This is a genomic window from Pseudomonas putida (assembly GCF_028682475.1).
GTDB classification, from domain to species: domain Bacteria; phylum Pseudomonadota; class Gammaproteobacteria; order Pseudomonadales; family Pseudomonadaceae; genus Aquipseudomonas; species Aquipseudomonas putida_AG.
The window spans coordinates 1-16,125 of the sequence record NZ_JANHLE010000028.1 but is presented as its reverse complement, the minus strand read 5'-3'; the positions used below and the strand labels follow the sequence as shown (position 1 = coordinate 16,125).

The 16,125-nt window shown below is 60.2% G+C and carries 19 protein-coding genes; 8 read left to right on the top strand and 11 right to left on the bottom strand.

Going from position 1 to position 16,125, the window contains the following annotated elements; all coding sequences use genetic code 11:
- The first annotated feature begins 393 nt into the window (after positions 1-393).
- The 4 genes from NPS47_RS20315 to NPS47_RS20300 are packed head-to-tail and all read left to right on the top strand — an operon-like array spanning position 394 to position 3,637.
- Complete coding sequence (locus NPS47_RS20315) at positions 394-987, top strand: aminodeoxychorismate/anthranilate synthase component II (protein ID WP_274296563.1); 594 nt, start codon at positions 394-396, stop codon at positions 985-987.
- Between the two features lie 9 nt (positions 988-996).
- Entirely contained in the window at positions 997-2,046 is a 1,050-nt protein-coding gene (gene trpD, locus NPS47_RS20310) for an anthranilate phosphoribosyltransferase (RefSeq protein WP_274296562.1), read from the top strand.
- Positions 2,043-2,879 (top strand): indole-3-glycerol phosphate synthase TrpC, encoded by an 837-nt coding sequence (trpC, locus tag NPS47_RS20305; protein ID WP_274296561.1) that lies wholly within the window; start codon positions 2,043-2,045, stop codon positions 2,877-2,879. Before trpD ends, trpC begins: the two co-directional genes overlap by 4 nt.
- A gap of 53 nt (positions 2,880-2,932) precedes the next feature.
- Entirely contained in the window at positions 2,933-3,637 is a 705-nt protein-coding gene (locus tag NPS47_RS20300) for a lipoate--protein ligase family protein (RefSeq protein WP_274296560.1), read from the top strand.
- Here the strand turns inward: NPS47_RS20300 and crp are convergent.
- Positions 3,634-4,278 (bottom strand): cAMP-activated global transcriptional regulator CRP, encoded by a 645-nt coding sequence (gene crp / locus NPS47_RS20295; protein ID WP_274296559.1) that lies wholly within the window; start codon positions 4,276-4,278, stop codon positions 3,634-3,636. The two genes, NPS47_RS20300 and crp, sit on opposite strands and share 4 nt — an antisense overlap.
- Positions 4,279-4,468: 190 nt before the next feature.
- Here crp and NPS47_RS20290 point away from each other — a divergent pair, with 190 nt between their 5' ends.
- Complete coding sequence (locus tag NPS47_RS20290; RefSeq protein WP_038616192.1) at positions 4,469-4,891, top strand: OsmC family protein; 423 nt, start codon at positions 4,469-4,471, stop codon at positions 4,889-4,891.
- A gap of 34 nt (positions 4,892-4,925) precedes the next feature.
- On the opposite strand, the gene NPS47_RS20285 is transcribed toward NPS47_RS20290, so the two are convergent.
- The 8 genes from NPS47_RS20285 to hemJ form a co-directional block, all read right to left on the bottom strand.
- Positions 4,926-5,279, bottom strand: a complete 354-nt coding sequence (locus NPS47_RS20285; protein WP_274296558.1) for a hypothetical protein — start codon at positions 5,277-5,279, stop codon at positions 4,926-4,928.
- Positions 5,280-5,353: 74 nt separating this feature from the next.
- Positions 5,354-6,394, bottom strand: a complete 1,041-nt coding sequence (locus NPS47_RS20280) for a DUF2157 domain-containing protein (protein ID WP_274296557.1) — start codon at positions 6,392-6,394, stop codon at positions 5,354-5,356.
- 8 nt (positions 6,395-6,402) lie between these two features.
- Positions 6,403-7,050, bottom strand: a complete 648-nt coding sequence (gene coq7, locus NPS47_RS20275) for a 2-polyprenyl-3-methyl-6-methoxy-1,4-benzoquinone monooxygenase (RefSeq protein ID WP_038606107.1) — start codon at positions 7,048-7,050, stop codon at positions 6,403-6,405.
- Positions 7,051-7,115: 65 nt separating this feature from the next.
- Positions 7,116-7,454, bottom strand: coding sequence for a histidine triad nucleotide-binding protein (locus tag NPS47_RS20270; protein ID WP_107026538.1), 339 nt, complete (start codon positions 7,452-7,454; stop codon positions 7,116-7,118).
- A gap of 71 nt (positions 7,455-7,525) precedes the next feature.
- Positions 7,526-8,299 carry an SDR family NAD(P)-dependent oxidoreductase gene (locus NPS47_RS20265; RefSeq protein ID WP_191831367.1) on the bottom strand — a complete coding sequence of 258 codons (774 nt, stop codon included), beginning with the start codon at positions 8,297-8,299 and terminating at the stop codon, positions 7,526-7,528.
- Positions 8,300-8,386: 87 nt separating this feature from the next.
- Positions 8,387-8,836 (bottom strand): DUF805 domain-containing protein, encoded by a 450-nt coding sequence (locus NPS47_RS20260; RefSeq protein WP_274296556.1) that lies wholly within the window; start codon positions 8,834-8,836, stop codon positions 8,387-8,389.
- 31 nt (positions 8,837-8,867) lie between these two features.
- Positions 8,868-9,824: an NAD(P)H-dependent flavin oxidoreductase gene (locus NPS47_RS20255; protein ID WP_274296555.1), complete on the bottom strand. Its 957-nt coding sequence runs from the start codon at positions 9,822-9,824 to the stop codon at positions 8,868-8,870.
- Positions 9,825-9,857: 33 nt separating this feature from the next.
- A complete protein-coding gene (gene hemJ, locus NPS47_RS20250) occupies positions 9,858-10,283 on the bottom strand; it encodes a protoporphyrinogen oxidase HemJ (protein ID WP_274296554.1) in 426 nt (141 codons plus the stop codon).
- 142 nt (positions 10,284-10,425) lie between these two features.
- Here hemJ and argC point away from each other — a divergent pair, with 142 nt between their 5' ends.
- Together argC and erpA are read left to right on the top strand one after the other, a co-directional pair.
- Positions 10,426-11,460, top strand: coding sequence for an N-acetyl-gamma-glutamyl-phosphate reductase (gene argC / locus NPS47_RS20245; protein WP_274296553.1), 1,035 nt, complete (start codon positions 10,426-10,428; stop codon positions 11,458-11,460).
- Between the two features lie 158 nt (positions 11,461-11,618).
- Positions 11,619-11,969 (top strand): iron-sulfur cluster insertion protein ErpA, encoded by a 351-nt coding sequence (gene erpA, locus NPS47_RS20240; RefSeq protein WP_028942121.1) that lies wholly within the window; start codon positions 11,619-11,621, stop codon positions 11,967-11,969.
- A gap of 60 nt (positions 11,970-12,029) precedes the next feature.
- On the opposite strand, the gene NPS47_RS20235 is transcribed toward erpA, so the two are convergent.
- Positions 12,030-13,121 (bottom strand): anhydro-N-acetylmuramic acid kinase, encoded by a 1,092-nt coding sequence (locus NPS47_RS20235; protein ID WP_274296552.1) that lies wholly within the window; start codon positions 13,119-13,121, stop codon positions 12,030-12,032.
- Positions 13,122-13,124: 3 nt separating this feature from the next.
- On the bottom strand, positions 13,125-14,555 hold the full coding sequence (locus NPS47_RS20230; protein WP_274296551.1) for a peptidoglycan DD-metalloendopeptidase family protein: 1,431 nt from the start codon (positions 14,553-14,555) through the stop codon (positions 13,125-13,127).
- A 209-nt stretch (positions 14,556-14,764) separates the two neighbouring features.
- Here NPS47_RS20230 and tyrS point away from each other — a divergent pair, with 209 nt between their 5' ends.
- Positions 14,765-15,964, top strand: a complete 1,200-nt coding sequence (tyrS, locus tag NPS47_RS20225) for a tyrosine--tRNA ligase (protein WP_274296550.1) — start codon at positions 14,765-14,767, stop codon at positions 15,962-15,964.
- Positions 15,965-16,125 lie beyond the last annotated feature (161 nt).

The window sequence follows — 16,125 nt, the reverse complement described above, 5'->3', positions numbered from 1 at the left end:
AGGTCCCTTTTCATTGTTTTTATAGAATCCGCCCGAGCAACCTTAGCAAATCAGGGGGTATTGATTACCCAACCATTCGTTTCCCCATGCTTCCAGCCATATTGCGTGCGCCGCTGCGGTAAGCTACTGTGCGGGAACGTATGAACGAGACCTACCCCGTGTTGATCGTCAGCAAACTCTTGATGCGCGTTATCAAGGCCCACGCCCGTTGGCGTTGGCGCGCCTGACTTTATCTCCTGCCGGTTTTTCCGGCCCAGTACCGCTTTGCCTTTTTCCAACCGCTGTCACTGTCACTGCATTCGGAAATTACCGTCGCACACAGAGCGGGCCGCGTATGTCACTCGCGCGCAAGGCATGTCATTAAAGTCAGTAGATGCAAGAGGTTGAACCCAGATGTTACTGATGATCGACAATTACGACTCCTTCACTTACAACGTCGTGCAGTACCTCGGCGAGCTGGGGGCAGAGGTCAAGGTCATTCGCAACGACGAACTGACCATCGCCCAGATCGAAGCCCTGAACCCCGAGCGCATCGTGGTCTCCCCCGGTCCGTGCACGCCGACCGAGGCCGGCGTTTCCATCGAAGCCATTCTGCACTTTGCCGGCAAGCTGCCGATTCTCGGCGTCTGCCTGGGGCACCAGTCCATTGGCCAGGCCTTTGGCGGCGATGTCGTGCGGGCCCGCCAGGTCATGCATGGCAAGACCAGCCCGGTTCTCCACAAGGACCTCGGCGTATTCAACGGTCTGAACAACCCGCTGACCGTGACCCGCTACCACTCGCTGGTGGTCAAGCGTGAAACCCTGCCAGAGTGCCTGGAAGTGACCGCCTGGACAGCCCTTGAAGATGGCTCGGTCGACGAGATCATGGGCCTGCGGCACAAGACCCTGAATATAGAAGGGGTGCAGTTCCACCCCGAGTCGATCCTCACCGAGCAGGGCCACGAGCTGTTCGCCAACTTCCTCAAACAGACCGGCGGCCGCCGCTAAGGATCGATCATGGATATCAAGAGCGCGCTCGGCCGCATCGTCGGCCACCTGGACCTGAGCACCGAAGAAATGCGCGATGTGATGCGCGAGATCATGACCGGCCAGTGCAGCGAAGCGCAGATCGGCGCCTTCATGATGGGCATGCGCATGAAGAGCGAAAGCATCGACGAAATCGTTGGTGCGGTGTCGGTGATGCGGGAGCTGGCCGACAAGGTTGAACTCAACACCCTGGATCAAGTGGTCGATGTGGTCGGCACCGGCGGTGATGGTGCAAACATCTTCAACGTCTCCACCGCGTCGGCCTTCGTTGTCGCCGCCGCCGGCTGCACCGTGGCCAAACACGGCAACCGTGCCGTCTCGGGCAAGAGCGGCAGCGCCGATCTGCTCGAAGCTGCCGGCATCTACCTGAACCTGACGCCCGTGCAGGTCGCCCGCTGCATCGACAGCGTCGGTATCGGCTTCATGTTTGCCCAGACCCATCACAAGGCGATGAAACATGCCGCCGGCCCGCGTCGTGACCTGGGCTTGCGCACCTTGTTCAATATGCTCGGCCCGCTTACGAATCCGGCCGGTGTCAAACACCAGGTGGTCGGTGTATTCACTCAAGCCCTGTGCCGGCCGTTGGCCGAAGTGCTGCAGCGTCTGGGCAGCAAGCATGTGCTGGTGGTGCACTCCAAGGACGGTCTGGACGAGTTCAGCCTGGCCGCTCCGACCTTCGTTGCCGAGCTCAAGAATGACCAGATCACTGAATATTGGGTCGAGCCCGAAGACCTCGGCATGAAGAGCCAGAGCCTGCATGGCCTGGCGGTCGAGAGCCCGGAAAAGTCCCTGGAGTTGATTCGCGATGCCCTCGGGCGGCGCAAGACCGAGAATGGCCAGAAGGCTGCGGAAATGATCGTGCTCAATGCCGGTGCCGCGCTGTATGCCGCCGACCACGCCATGAGCCTCAAGCAAGGTGTCGAGCTTGCCCACGACGCACTGCACACCGGCCTTGCCCGGGAAAAACTCGAAGAGCTGGGCGCTTTCACCGCCGTATTCAAGCAGGAGAATGAAGGATGAGTGTACCGACGGTTCTGGAAAACATTCTCGCGCGCAAGGTTCAGGAAGTTGCCGAGCGCAGCGCCCGGGTCAGCCTCGCCGAGCTTGAGCGCCTGGCGGCCGCTGCCGATGCGCCGCGCGGGTTTGCCAAGGCACTGATCGAGCAGGCCAAGCGCAAGCAGCCTGCGGTCATTGCCGAGATCAAGAAGGCTTCGCCGAGCAAGGGTGTGATCCGCGAGAACTTCGTGCCGGCCGAGATCGCCGTCAGCTACGAAAAAGGTGGCGCGACCTGTCTGTCGGTGCTCACCGACGTCGACTATTTCCAGGGTGCCGATGCTTACCTGCAGCAAGCCCGCGCGGCGTGCAAGTTGCCGGTGATCCGCAAGGACTTCATGATCGATCCATATCAGATCGTCGAAGCCCGTGCCCTGGGCGCCGACTGTGTGTTGTTGATCGTCGCGGCGTTGGATGATGCGAAGATGGCCGAGCTGGCTGCCACGGCGAAAAGCGTCGGCCTCGATGTGCTGGTCGAAGTGCACGACGGCGATGAGCTGGAGCGCGCGCTGAAAACCCTCGATACCCCGCTGGTCGGCGTCAACAACCGCAACCTGCATACCTTCGAGGTCAGCCTGGAAACCACCCTCGACCTGCTGCCGCGCATTCCTCGCGACCGTCTGGCAATTACCGAGAGCGGCATTCTCAATCGCGCGGATGTCGAGCTGATGGAAATCAACGAGGTCTATTCGTTCCTCGTCGGTGAAGCCTTCATGCGTGCCGAGCATCCGGGCCTGGAACTGCAGCGTTTGTTCTTCCCTGAGCGCGTTGTGCAGCATCCGGTACAAGGGCTGGACTGATTCGACTCTGAAGCCGGCGTTGCCGGCTTTTTTGTATCTACAAGGTTATTGCGATGACTGATCAATTAGTGGATGTGACTGTCGAGGCCGGGCTGCATGCCGAGCAGGAGCTGCTGGCAGCCGTGTGCAAAGGTGAAAAGGACTATGGCCTGCTGTTCTGGCGCCCGACCGATCGCGCGCTGGTCATGCCGCGACGCATGAGTCGTCTTGAAGGCTTCGAGGCGGCCTGTGCCGAACTGGCGATCGCCGGCTGGCCGGTGTTGTTGCGCGAAACAGGTGGCGAGCCGGTGCCGCAATCGCCAGCGGTGATCAATATCGCCCTGATCTACGTGGCACCCCGCAGCGAGGGTGATCATGGCCGAATCGAAAATGCCTACGAACGTCTGTGCCTGCCGTTGTGCGATGTGTTGCGTGAGTGGGGCGGGCTGGCTTCGGTGGGCGAAATCGAAGGGGCGTTCTGTGACGGTCGCTACAACGTCAACCTGAACGGCCGCAAACTGGTGGGTACCGCTCAGCGCTGGCGCCAGGGCCTGGGCGGCAAGCGGCCGGTGGTGCTGGTGCACGGCGCCTTGTTGCTGGATAACGAGCGCGAGTCGATGGTAGCCGCGGTCAACCGCTTCAACGAATGTTGCGAGCTGGAGCAGCGCTGCCTGGCCGACAGTCATATCGCCCTGCACGAGGTGGTGCCCGAGGCGCCTCTGCTTGAGCGCCTTGGCCAGGCTTACGCCGAAGTGATCGAGGGCATTGCCCGCGACTAGCGGGTGCCGAAGACCACCATGGTCTTGCCCTTGACGTGTACCAGGCTGCGTTCTTCAAGATCCTTGAGAACGCGGCCGACCATCTCCCGTGAACAACCGACGATACGCCCGATCTCCTGGCGGGTGATCTTGATCTGCATGCCGTCGGGGTGGGTCATCGCATCCGGTTGTTTGCACAGCTCCAGCAAGCAGCGGGCAACGCGTCCGGTAACATCGAAAAACGCCAGGTCACCGACCTTGCGCGTAGTGTTACGCAGGCGCTGGGCCATCTGGCTGCCCAAGGCATAGAGAATGTCGGGGTCCTGACGCGCCAGTTCGCGGAACTTCTCATAGCTGATTTCCGCGACTTCACATTCGCTCTTTGCCCGTACCCAGGCACTACGCTGCTGTTCCTGCCCGGCCGACTCGAACAGGCCCAGCTCGCCAAAGAAATCGCCACTGTTGAGGTAGGCAATGATCATCTCATGGCCATCGTCATCCTCGATCAGGATCGTCACCGAGCCTTTGACGATAAATGACAGGCTATCGGCTTTATCACCGGCACAGAGGATATTGCTCTTGGCCGCAAAGCGGCGCCGCTGGCAATGAGCGAGCAGCTTGTCGATGTTCTTGATCTTGGCTGGAAGGGCTGAGGCAACCATGGCTGAATCCCGGTAAGAGGCAACGCTTGTACGCTTTTATAGGTAGTCTGGCGACGTGCGCCAGTGATTTGGCGTCAGCTTATCAGACACTTGTTGTTATATCGGCAGATTTACCCGCACGCTTGAGCTTTTCCGCCAGCGCTTCTGGGTCTAAGCTGGCAGCCTTTTTTCAAGCAAGGGAGTCCGGATGATGAAGGCGCGTATCCAGTGGGCAGGTGAAGCCATGTTTCTCGGCGAATCGGGCAGCGGCCATGTTGTGGTCATGGACGGCCCACCCGAGGCTGGCGGGCGTAACCTGGGTGTGCGGCCCATGGAAATGCTCTTGCTGGGCCTGGGTGGCTGCAGCAACTTCGATGTGGTCAGCATCCTGAAAAAATCCCGTCAGGCGGTGGAAAGCTGCGAAGCCTTCCTTGAAGCCGAACGCGCCAGCGAAGATCCCAAGGTGTTTACCAAGATTCACCTGAACTTCGTGGTCAAAGGCCGCGGGCTCAAGGACGCTCAAGTGAAGCGTGCGGTAGAGCTGTCGGCGGAGAAATATTGCTCGGCGTCGATCATGCTCGGGCGGGCTGGTGTCGAAATCACCCATAGCTATGAGATTGTCGAGCTCGGTTGATATGTCGTGACCGCGGGGCAGCAGCACGTGTTTCTCAGCTTGCCTGCCCTCGCCAGTGCTCAAGGCCAATCAGCAAGGCCAGCCCGGGAACCAGCGCCGCAAGCAACCCTGGTAAGTTGAAGCCCAGCAGTTCAAGAAGTTCTACGGTGCTCCAGGTACTGCCGAAGGTTTGCGCAAACAACATGCATTGCAGCAGGGCAGTCAGTGCGGCAAACAGCACAAAGGCACCGCTGAGCAGCCCACGACGGTGAATAAAGCAACCCGCCAGCAGGAACAGCAGTTGCCCCGGTACTGTGAGCAGCAGCAACTCGACCGTGCTGTTGCTATCGGGATCGACAAGGCTGGGCAGTTCAAGGCTGAACGGCGCCTGCGCAAGATTGGCCGTCATCAAGCACACAAACAGATACGCAACCGGTATCAACCCCAGACTTTGCAGCAGTCGCACGCTGAACCAGCGGACCGTCAACGACGCAGTCCAGGCAGCAGCTGCTGCAGGCCCTTGGGTAGTTGCGCGCGCAAGCGGCGACTCAGATCTTCACGATGCTTCTGATAAAGCACACCCAGGCCGATCACGCCCAGGCCGATCAAGGTCAGTACCAGCGGAAACAGCAGCGACTCGGCAAACACTTCGTAGGACAGATACCCTAGATACGCGGCCACGCCCATGGCACCGAAGACCATGAACATCGGTCTGCGCAGCAATACCGCCAGGCCCATCAGGCCGAGGTTGATCAGGCAGTACAGGGCTTTGCCCAGCTGACTGTCGCTTTCCATCAGGCTCAACCCCAGCCAGAAGGCCAGAAGACCTGCAAGGTATCCCCAGAAGGCAAAGTCCTGGCGGGTGCGGCCATCGATCACCAGGAATATCGCCAGCACTACCAGGCCGAACCACAACGACACGGCAAGGCGCTGTTCCCAGGTGAAGGCATGGCCGTAGAACCATTCGCTCAGGTCCATGGACATGAACCACAGGGCCAGGGCGATCGGCATGACGATAAAAGGGAAGGGGATCAGCCGCAGCATCAACAAGCCGGCGACAACCGTGGCCGCTTCCATCAGCAGCCAGCCACCTTGAACATAGGTGTAGTAGTTGTGGTAGCCGGTCTGGGTGTCGTCAAGCGGCCAGAAGCCGGTGAGCCGCTCCACGGCGAATACCGCCAGCGGCACAATACTGACCGCAACTGCGCCGAGCACGCCGGCGGGGATGATCTGCCCGCGGCGTTGCATGAACAATCCGCCCAGGGTCAAAACGCCAATGTAGGCCACGGCAATCAGCAGCAAAGCACTGTCGCCGATACGCATCCAGGCCTCGTTGAGCAGCCAGCCCATGGCGGCCATGATCAGCAGTGCGCCGAGGTAGAACGCGACATGCGCCAGCTGGAAGCTGGCCTGTGTGCTTGGTTGGCGCTTGAGAAACTCAAGCAGGGCCTGGTCCTGGCCCGGGTTCAGAACGCCTGCGCTTACCGCGCGGGCCAGATCCTTGGCATCGAAGCGTTCCGCCATGGCATGTCCTAGATACGGTAGGTGCTTTTGGTCATGACCTTGGCCATCAGGCTCATGCCAAAACGCACAGGGGCAGGGAAACGGAAGCCGCCGGCCTCCAGGGCCGATTCGGCGTGCTGCTCTTCGTCGACGCGCATCTGTTCAAGGATAGCCCGGGACTTTTCATCTTCGCTCGGAATCTGCTCCAGGTGCTCGTCCAGGTGCTTGCATACCTGATGCTCGGTGGCGGCAACAAAACCCAGGCTGACCTTGTCGCTGACCAGGCCGGCCAGTGCGCCGATGCCAAACGACATACCGTAGAACAGCGGGTTGAGTACGCTTGGGTGACTACCGAGCTGACGAATACGCTGTTCGCACCAGGCCAGGTGATCAATCTCTTCTTCGGCAGCATGTTCCATGGCCTTGCGCACTTGTGGCAGCTTGGCGGTCAGGGCCTGACCCTGATACAGCGCCTGGGCGCAGACTTCACCGGTATGGTTGATACGCATAAGGCCTGCCACGTGGCGGGTCTGGGTATCGTCCAGGGTCACATCCGGCTGGATGATGGCCGGTGACGGGCGGGATGGTTGGCCGCTGAAGGGCAGCAAGGTGCGCATGGCGGTATCGGCCTGCAGCAACAAGCGGTCGAGCGGCGAATAGTGACGTTCGGTAGCCATCGGGCACCTCCGCAAGAATGTGCCCGACAGTTTACCGCAATCGAAGTGATCGGGCTTGCCCTGGATCAGCCCGGCGGCCAGTGCATCTGCCGCTGACCCAGTACGTGCATATGGATGTGGTAGACCGTCTGGCCGCCCAGTTCATTGCAGTTCATGACTACGCGGAAACCGTCTTCACAACCCAGTTCCCTGGCCAGCCGCTGGGCAGTGAACAGGATGTGTCCCGCCAGGCCCTTGTCGTCTTCGGTCAGATCATTGAGTGTGCGGATAGGCTTTTTCGGGATGACCAGAAAATGCACCGGCGCCTGCGGGGCGATATCGTGGAAGGCCAGAACCTGGTCGTCCTCGTAGATGATCTTGGCCGGGATTTCCCGGTTGATGATCTTGGTGAACAGAGTTTCCACTACGGTTGCTCCATGTGAGGGATCGGGCCTGAGTGTACTCAGGCTGGGTATCGACGCCCAGCCCCGCGCAGTCAGCGCGGGCAATAGGCTTGATTGATAGCGCCCGCCAGCTTGCGGGTGATCCAGCGCGACAGCAGGCGCGGGCTGAATGCCAGCCAGCGGTTGCGTCGACCGGGGATGATCAGCGCACGGTTCTTGTCCAGGGCGCGGACGGTGTACAGGGCGACTTCCTCGGGACTCAGGCAGCGCTGGCCCTTTTCCAGACGCGGGATGCGTCGCAACGGCGAGCGGACCGGGCCCGGGCAGAGTACCGAAACCTTGATCCCGGTGCGTTTGAGTTCTTCCCGCAAACCTTCGGAGAAGTGCAACACATAAGCCTTGCTCGCCGCATAGCTGCTCATCCATGGCCCCGGAGCAAAGGCGGCGAGGGACGCGACATTGAGGATCTGCCCGCCACCCTGGACGGCCATGGCATTGCCCAGGGCATGGCAAAGGCGGGTCAGGGCGAGGATGTTCACTTCGATCAAGTCCTGCTCGTCACCCCATTCCTGTGCCAGAAACGGCCCATAGGAGCGAATGCCGGCGCAATTGACCAGCAGGTCGATGTGGCGCTCGCTTTCTTCAAGTTCCAGCAGGAAACCGGACAGACGCAGCGGTTCACCCAGATCACAGGCGCGAAACAGCACTTCGACGCCAAAACGCTGGGTCAGCTCGATGGCGATGCTTTCCAGTGGGTCACGCTGGCGGGCCACCAGGATCAGATTGCGTCCCCGACGTGCCAGCGCCTCGGCCAGTGCCAGGCCCAGGCCACTGGAGGCACCAGTGATCATGGCGTAACGGGTCATGCAGTTCTCCAATCGGAAAGGGCGGCTAAAGCCCCCAGTTTACAGGTACGGTAGCCCGAGCGCTGCAGGCGGGCCCTAGATTCCGGTTTAGAGCGCGGCGATACCGATAAAGCCCAGGATCAGTAGCGGCCATAGGCAGGCCAGAATCCCCTCGAGGGTACTGTTGGGCACTGGTACCGGGCCAAAGCGGTTGTCTGCGCGACTACCTGGCATCAGTACCAAGATCAAGACAAAGACCAAGCCTATCCAGGGTATCAATCCCAGCCAGCAAAACCAGCCGCTCCAGTTCAGGTCGTGAAGGCGCTGGATGACAGGTAGCATGGTCAGGATCTGGACGATGAGCAAACCAGCGATGACCAGCCGGCCGACCAGAATCGACGGCATTGCGCTGTACACCCCGCTCAGTACAACCAGGCCGCTGATCGTTGCTACAGCCAGCGCCATACTCCAGGCCAGCAGGCGCACTCGGCCTATTCGTCCCTTCGTGCTCAAAAATTTTGGCTTGCTCGACTCTGCAAAGACCAAAGTGTTGTTCATACAGGCTTCCTTTGCCTTCGTCAGTCATGGGTCAGCCCGGCCAGTGCTGGCTCAGGGCTTTGGCCGAGGCTTGTGCCTGGCGGTATTCGGTATCCAGACAGTTAATCAGTTGCTCAACAGAGGACAGCTTGTCGATCGCACCGACACCTTGTCCTGCCGACCAAACGGTCTTCCAGGCCTTGGCCTCATCGCTAATGGGTTTGAGCTTGGTTTCGGTGTGGCTGCGCAGGGCGGCCATGTCGAATCCGGCGTTTTCCAGGCTCTGGCGCATGAAGCTGGCAGGCACCCCGGAAACCGCAGCGGTGTGGATGATATCGGCTGCCTTGGCCGCTAGCATCATTTCTTTGTAGGGGCCTGGGGCCTGGCTTTCGTCAGTGGCGATAAAACGGGTGCCCAGGTACGCCAGGTCAGCGCCGAGTAACTGCGCGGCGAGAATTTCGTGGCCGCGGTTGATGCAGCCGGCCAGCAGTAACGTCTTGTCGAAGAACTGGCGAATCTCGGCAATCAGCGCGAAGGGGCTCCAGGTGCCCGCGTGACCACCGGCGCCGGCGGCGACCGCAATCAATCCGTCGACGCCGGCTTCAGCGGCTTTCTCGGCGTGGCGCCGGGTCGTTACGTCATGGAACACCAGGCCGCCATAGCTGTGCACGGCATCGACGAGTTCCTTCACGGCACCGAGACTGGTGATGACAATCGGCACCTTGTGTTCGACGCACAGTGCCAGGTCGACCTGCAGGCGCGGATTGCTCTGGTGCACGATCAGGTTGACCGCGTAGGGCGCAGGTTTGTCCAGGGTGGCCAGACCGCTCTCGATTTCCTCGAGCCAGGCTTTGAAACCACTACTGTCACGCTGGTTCAGCGCCGGGAAACTGCCAACGATCCCGTTGGCGCAACAGGCCAGAACCAGTTGCGGGTTGGAGATCAGAAACATCGGTGCCGCAACCACCGGCAGGCGCAAGCGTTGTTCGAGCAGGGCAGGCAATGACATGGCACGTATCCCGAGGCTGAGTAAGGGTTGAGGTTAGAACGGTTTGACCACCACCAGAATTACCACGGCCAGCAGGATCAGTACCGGCACTTCGTTGAACCAGCGGTAGAACACATGGCTGCGGGTGTTTTCACCGCGGGCGAAGCGCTTGAGCTGGGCGCCGCACATGTGGTGATAACCGATCAGCAGGATCACCAGCGTGAGCTTGGCATGCATCCAGCCCTGGCTGAGAAAGCCCGGGGTCAGGCTCATCAGCCAGATACCGAAGACCAGAGTGGCGATCATCGACGGCAGCATGATGCCGCGGTACAGCTTGCGCTCCATGGTCACGAAGCGTTCCTGGCTGATACTGTCCTGGCTTTGCGCGTGGTAGACAAACAGGCGGGGCAGGTAGAACAGCCCGGCAAACCAGCAGACCACGCTGACGATATGCAGCGCTTTGATCCAGAGAAAAAGCATGGAGTTGAGTTCCTTCAGGGTTCACGGTCGTCAGATAGTAGAGGCTAGGCGCCTGGCGGGCCATCTCAACAGTTGTGGGTGTGTTTCAGGCCCCCTATTATCGTGGGCTTTCCTGTAGGTTCGTTGATAAGGGGCACGCGTTATGGTCAAGGTCGGTATCGTTGGCGGCACGGGTTACACCGGGGTCGAGCTGCTGCGTCTGTTGGCACAGCATCCACAGGCTGAGGTGGCAGTCATCACTTCACGCTCCGAAGCCGGCCTGGCGGTTGCCGATATGTACCCGAACCTGCGCGGCCATTACGACGGCCTGGCGTTCAGCGTGCCGGATGTGAAGACCCTGGCGGCCTGTGACGTGGTGTTCTTCGCTACTCCGCACGGGGTTGCCCATGCCCTTGCTGGAGAGCTGCTGGCGGCAGGTACCAAGGTCATCGACCTGTCTGCTGACTTCCGCCTGCAGGATGCCGACGAATGGGCCAAATGGTACGGCCAGCCCCATGGTGCACCGGAGCTGCTCAAGGATGCGGTCTACGGCCTGCCGGAAGTCAACCGCGAGCAGATTCGCCAGGCGCGCCTGATCGCCGTACCGGGTTGCTACCCGACCGCAACCCAGCTGGGTTTCCTGCCATTGCTGGAGGCCGGAATCGCTGACGCCTCACGCCTGATCGCCGACTGCAAGTCGGGCGTCAGTGGCGCCGGTCGTGGCGCGGCGGTGGGTTCGCTGTTCTGTGAGGCCGGTGAAAGCATGAAAGCCTATGCCGTCAAAGGTCACCGCCACCTGCCGGAAATCACCCAGGGCCTGCGCCGGGCAGCTGGCGGCGACGTTGGTCTGACTTTCGTTCCACACCTCACGCCGATGATCCGCGGTATTCACTCCACGTTGTACGCGACGGTTGCCGACACCTCGGTCGACCTGCAGGCGTTGTTCGAGAAGCGTTATGCCGATGAACCGTTCGTCGACGTAATGCCGACCGGCAGCCACCCGGAAACCCGCAGCGTGCGCGGTGCCAACGTCTGCCGAATTGCCGTGCATCGGCCGCAGGATGGCGATCTGGTTGTCGTGCTGTCAGTCATCGACAACCTGGTCAAAGGCGCGTCGGGTCAGGCGGTACAGAACCTCAACATCCTTTTCGGGCTGGATGAGCGCATGGGCCTTTCGCATGCTGGCTTGCTGCCATAAGTTTTGCGGCTGATAGCAGGCCCGCCTTGTGCGGGCCTTGTTGTTTCTGGTCGCTGCACCGCGACGAAAGCCGCACAATTGTTGACCGATTTTCTCGGAGAAGCGGATAATGCGCGTCATCACGCATTATGGCGGCATAGCGCCGGGAGATAGTCAGCATGAGCGTCGAATCCTTCACCCCTGTGGCATTGCAGTTCACTGAGGGTGCAGCGCACAAGGTGAAGACCCTGGTCGATGAAGAAGGCAATGATCGCCTGAAGTTGCGAGTGTTCGTGACCGGGGGCGGTTGCTCGGGTTTTCAGTATGGTTTTACTTTTGATGAAGATGTCGCTGAAGACGACACCATCGTCGAGCGCGAAGGCGTGGCCCTGGTGGTCGATCCGATGAGCTTCCAGTACCTGGCAGGAGCCGAAGTGGATTACCAGGAAGGCCTGGAAGGCTCGCGTTTTGTCATCAAGAACCCGAACGCCAGCACCACCTGTGGTTGCGGTTCGTCGTTCTCGATCTGATCGCAGGGCAGGTTGCACCGCAAACGCCGCGCTCATGCGCGGCGTTTTGCTGTGTGCGTTTCAGGCTGGGTAAATCGCGCCAAGCACCCGCAGGCCGCGGGCGCCAGTGACGCTTGGGCGGTTGCCCGGGATGCCTTGCAGGCAGCAGTGGGCGAGCCAGGCAAAGGCCATGGCTTCGACCCAGTCCGGGTCAATGCCGTGAGCTGCAGTGCTGCTGACACGGGCGCGAGGTAGCAGGGCGGCCAGGCGGCTCATCAGTGTGCCGTTGTGGGCGCCACCACCACAGACCAAGAGGGCCTGGGTGTCCACTTGCGCGGTCTGCAGGGAGCTGACGATGCTGTGGGCGGTAAGCTCAAGCAGCGTGGCCTGGACATCGGCATCGGCAATCGCTGACTGCGTGGTCAAGTGGTGCATGAGCCAAGGCAGGTTGAATACTTCGCGCCCTGTACTTTTTGGGCCGGTACCGGCGAAAAACGGGTCGCTGAGCAGGCTGGCAAGCAGGCCGGCATGCACCTGGCCGCTAGCTGCCCAGGTGCCGTCGGCATCGTAGCTGCGGCCCTGTTTTTCATGAATCCAGGCATCAAGCAGCACGTTGCCCGGGCCGCAGTCGAAGCCACTGACCGGCTTGTCCTGCTCGATCAGGCTGAGGTTGCTGAAGCCACCGACGTTGAGCACCGCCAGGCGCTGGCCCTGATGCTCGAACAGGGCCTCATGAAAGGCTGGAACCAGCGGTGCACCCTGGCCACCTGCGGCTACATCACGACGGCGGAAATCACCCACCACGCAGATACCGCTGAGCTCGGCGAGTAAAGCAGGATTGCCGATCTGTACGGTAAAGCCGCGTGCCGGCTCATGGCGGATGGTCTGGCCATGGCTGCCAATGGCGCGGATATCGGTTGACTTGAGGTTCTGAGCGGCGAGCAGGTGTGCGATGCCCTGAGATGCCAGCGTGACCCACTTTGCTTCTGCCAGCGCGGCCCGGGCAATTTCATCCGGGCCGCTGGCGCACAGGTCCAGCAGGTCCTGGCGCAGGCTGGCGGGCATGGGGGTGTAGTGGGTAGCGAGCAGGCGGGTGTTCTGCTCCTGTTCGATCAAGGCGATGTCCAGGCCATCGAGACTGGTCCCGGACATCACCCCCAGATAAAGAGCCATTGCTTAGCGCTTGTTGGAAGCGAGCATGGTGGCTTTTTCCTGGTTCATGCGCGCCACCAGTGGTTGGCTCTGCTGCAGGAAGCGTTGACGCTCGGCCTTGGCGATCGGATCGGCCATTGGCAGCTTTTGCCCCAATGGATCGACGTGGACACCGTTGACCTGGAACTCATAGTGCAGGTGCGGTCCGGTGGACAGGCCGGTGGTGCCGATATAGCCGATGACCTGACCCTGCTTGACGCTGCCGCCGGTTTTCACGCCCTTGGCGAAGCCCTGCATATGGCCGTAGAGAGTCTGGTAGCGATTACCATGCTGGATGATGACGGTGTTGCCGTATCCACCGCGACGTCCGGCGAGCAATACCTTGCCGTCACCGGCGGCCTTGATCGGGGTGCCACGTGGGGCAGCGTAATCAACACCCTTGTGGGCGCGGATCTTGTTGAGGATCGGGTGCTTGCGACCGGCCGAGAAGCGCGAGCTGATGCGGGCGAAATCAACCGGAGTACGGATGAAGGCCTTGCGCATGCTGTTGCCGTCGGCGGTGTAGTAACTGGTATTGCCCTGCTTGTTGGTATAACGGACAGCCGTGAAGGTCTTGCCGCGGTTGGTGAAGCGGGCAGAGAGGATGTTGCCGTTGCCCACCACCTTGCCGTCCATGACCTTCTGTTCGTAGATCACGTCAAACTCGTCGCCCTGGCGGATATCCTGGGCGAAGTCGATGTCGTAACCAAAGATCCGTGCCAGGTCCATGGTCATGCTGTGAGGCAGGCCGGCGCGCTGACCGGATGCCGACAGCGAACTCTTGATTGTGCCGTGGGCATAAGCCGAGCGCATTACCGGTTTGCTGACTTCGCGATTGAACGCGTAACCGTTTGCGCCTTTGGTCAGGCGAATGGTTTCCAGGTTGCTGACCTTGCTGTGCAGGCTGGCCAGCTGACCGTCCTTGTCCAGTTCGATCTGCAGCACCTGGCCACTTTTGAGCTGGCTGAACTGTTTCGCCTGTTTGTTACTGGACAGTACTTCTTGTACTGCGCTGGCCGGCAGGCCGACCTTGGCGAACAGAGTCGACAGGGTGTCGCCGCGGCTTACGGTCACTTCGCGGTGACTCGGGTCCTTGGCAGCTGCGGCGGGTGCTGGCACTGGTGCAGTAGCCGGCTCGACCTTGGCGGTCTCCTCGGCAGGTGCGGCACTGTTGTCGATCTGGGCAAACGGCGAGGCGGCGGATGCCTCTGCGTTCTGTGCCAGTGGTGCGTCCGGTTCCTGCTTGAGCTGCTCGGCCGGGCTCTCCAGCTCGAGGTTCAGGGTGGTCTTTTTCGCTTCTACCTCGCTGGATGGGAACACCAGCAAGGCCAGACTGAGTAAGGCGGCGATGCCGCTAGCGGCCAACAGATGGCTCTTCGGATAAAGCGGGGGCGCTTTAGGCGGTTCGTTGGTCATAGATGAATTGACTTTGAAATAGATGAATTGGAAAAGATGAATGACATGATGAAGATGAAATAACTGTATAAAATATAACCAAATCCCTTCTAGCGCAAGCGCGCAGACGTCATCAGTCGGCTACGGGGTCACATCCGGGGCAAAAACTTGTAATTGATGGCTGATCTTGTATGGTTGGGGCCCTTTGAATCTGAGCCTGCGGGTCTGTTATGAAGTCGGTTGAAGAGCAGCTAGCGCTGATCAAGCGTGGTGCGGAAGAGGTACTGGTAGAGTCCGAGTTGGTCGAGAAGCTCAAGCGCGGGCAGCCGCTGCGGATCAAGGCGGGTTTCGATCCGACCGCACCCGACCTGCACCTGGGGCATACCGTCCTTATTAACAAGCTGCGCCAGTTCCAGGATCTGGGGCATCAGGTGATTTTCCTGATCGGCGACTTCACCGGCATGATCGGTGATCCGAGCGGCAAGAGTGCCACGCGTCCGCCGCTGACCCGCGAGCAGGTGCTGGATAATGCCGAGACCTATAAGCAGCAGGTGTTCAAGATTCTCGACCCGGCCAAGACCGAGGTTGCGTTCAACTCCACCTGGATGGACAAGCTGACACCGGCTGACTTCATTCGCCTGGCTTCGCAGTACACCGTGGCGCGCATGCTTGAGCGCGACGATTTTGACAAGCGTTACACCAGCAATCAGCCGATTGCCATTCACGAGTTCCTCTACCCGCTGGTGCAGGGCTATGACTCGGTGGCGCTCAAGGCGGATGTCGAGCTGGGTGGTACTGATCAGAAGTTCAACCTGCTGATGGGGCGCGAGTTGCAGCGGTCTTATGGCCAGGAAGCGCAGAACATCGTGACCATGCCGCTGCTTGAAGGTCTCGATGGCATCAAGAAGATGTCCAAGTCGCTGGGTAACTATGTCGGTATCCAGGAGGCGCCAGGGGTGATGTACAGCAAGCTGGTATCGATCCCTGACACGCTGATGTGGCGTTACTTCGAGCTGCTGAGCTTCCGCTCGATGGAAGAGATCGATGCGTTCCGTGCCGATGTGGATGCCGGTGCGAACCCGCGCGACATCAAGATCAAACTGGCGGAAGAAATCGTTGCGCGCTTCCACGGTGAAGAAGCTGCGGCGACTGCACATCGTGGTGCAGGCAACCGTATGAAGGATGGCGAGCTGCCGGAAGATCTGCCAGAAGTCGAAGTGCTGGCGAGCGAAGAGATGCCGATCTCCGCGATCCTTAATAAAGCAGGTCTGGTGAAGAACTCGGCAGCCGCTCGCGACTTGCTGGCTGCCGGTAGTGTTCGGGTTGATGGTGAAGTGGTTGATCGTGGCTTCGTATTTGCCCTGGGTGCTACTCATGTTTGCCAGGCCGGCAAGAAAGCCTTTGCGCGTATTACGCTGAAGGCTGAGTAACACACCTAATATATAGAAGGGGCGCAGGTTGTTTTCAGTACTTTGAAATTAACCCTTGACGCCCCGTTTAATCTCTCTATAATTCGCCCCACTTCCGGCGCAGTCGGAACGGAAAACTCCTTGAGATTCAACGAGTTAGATGTTCCAGGTAGTACCGGAGG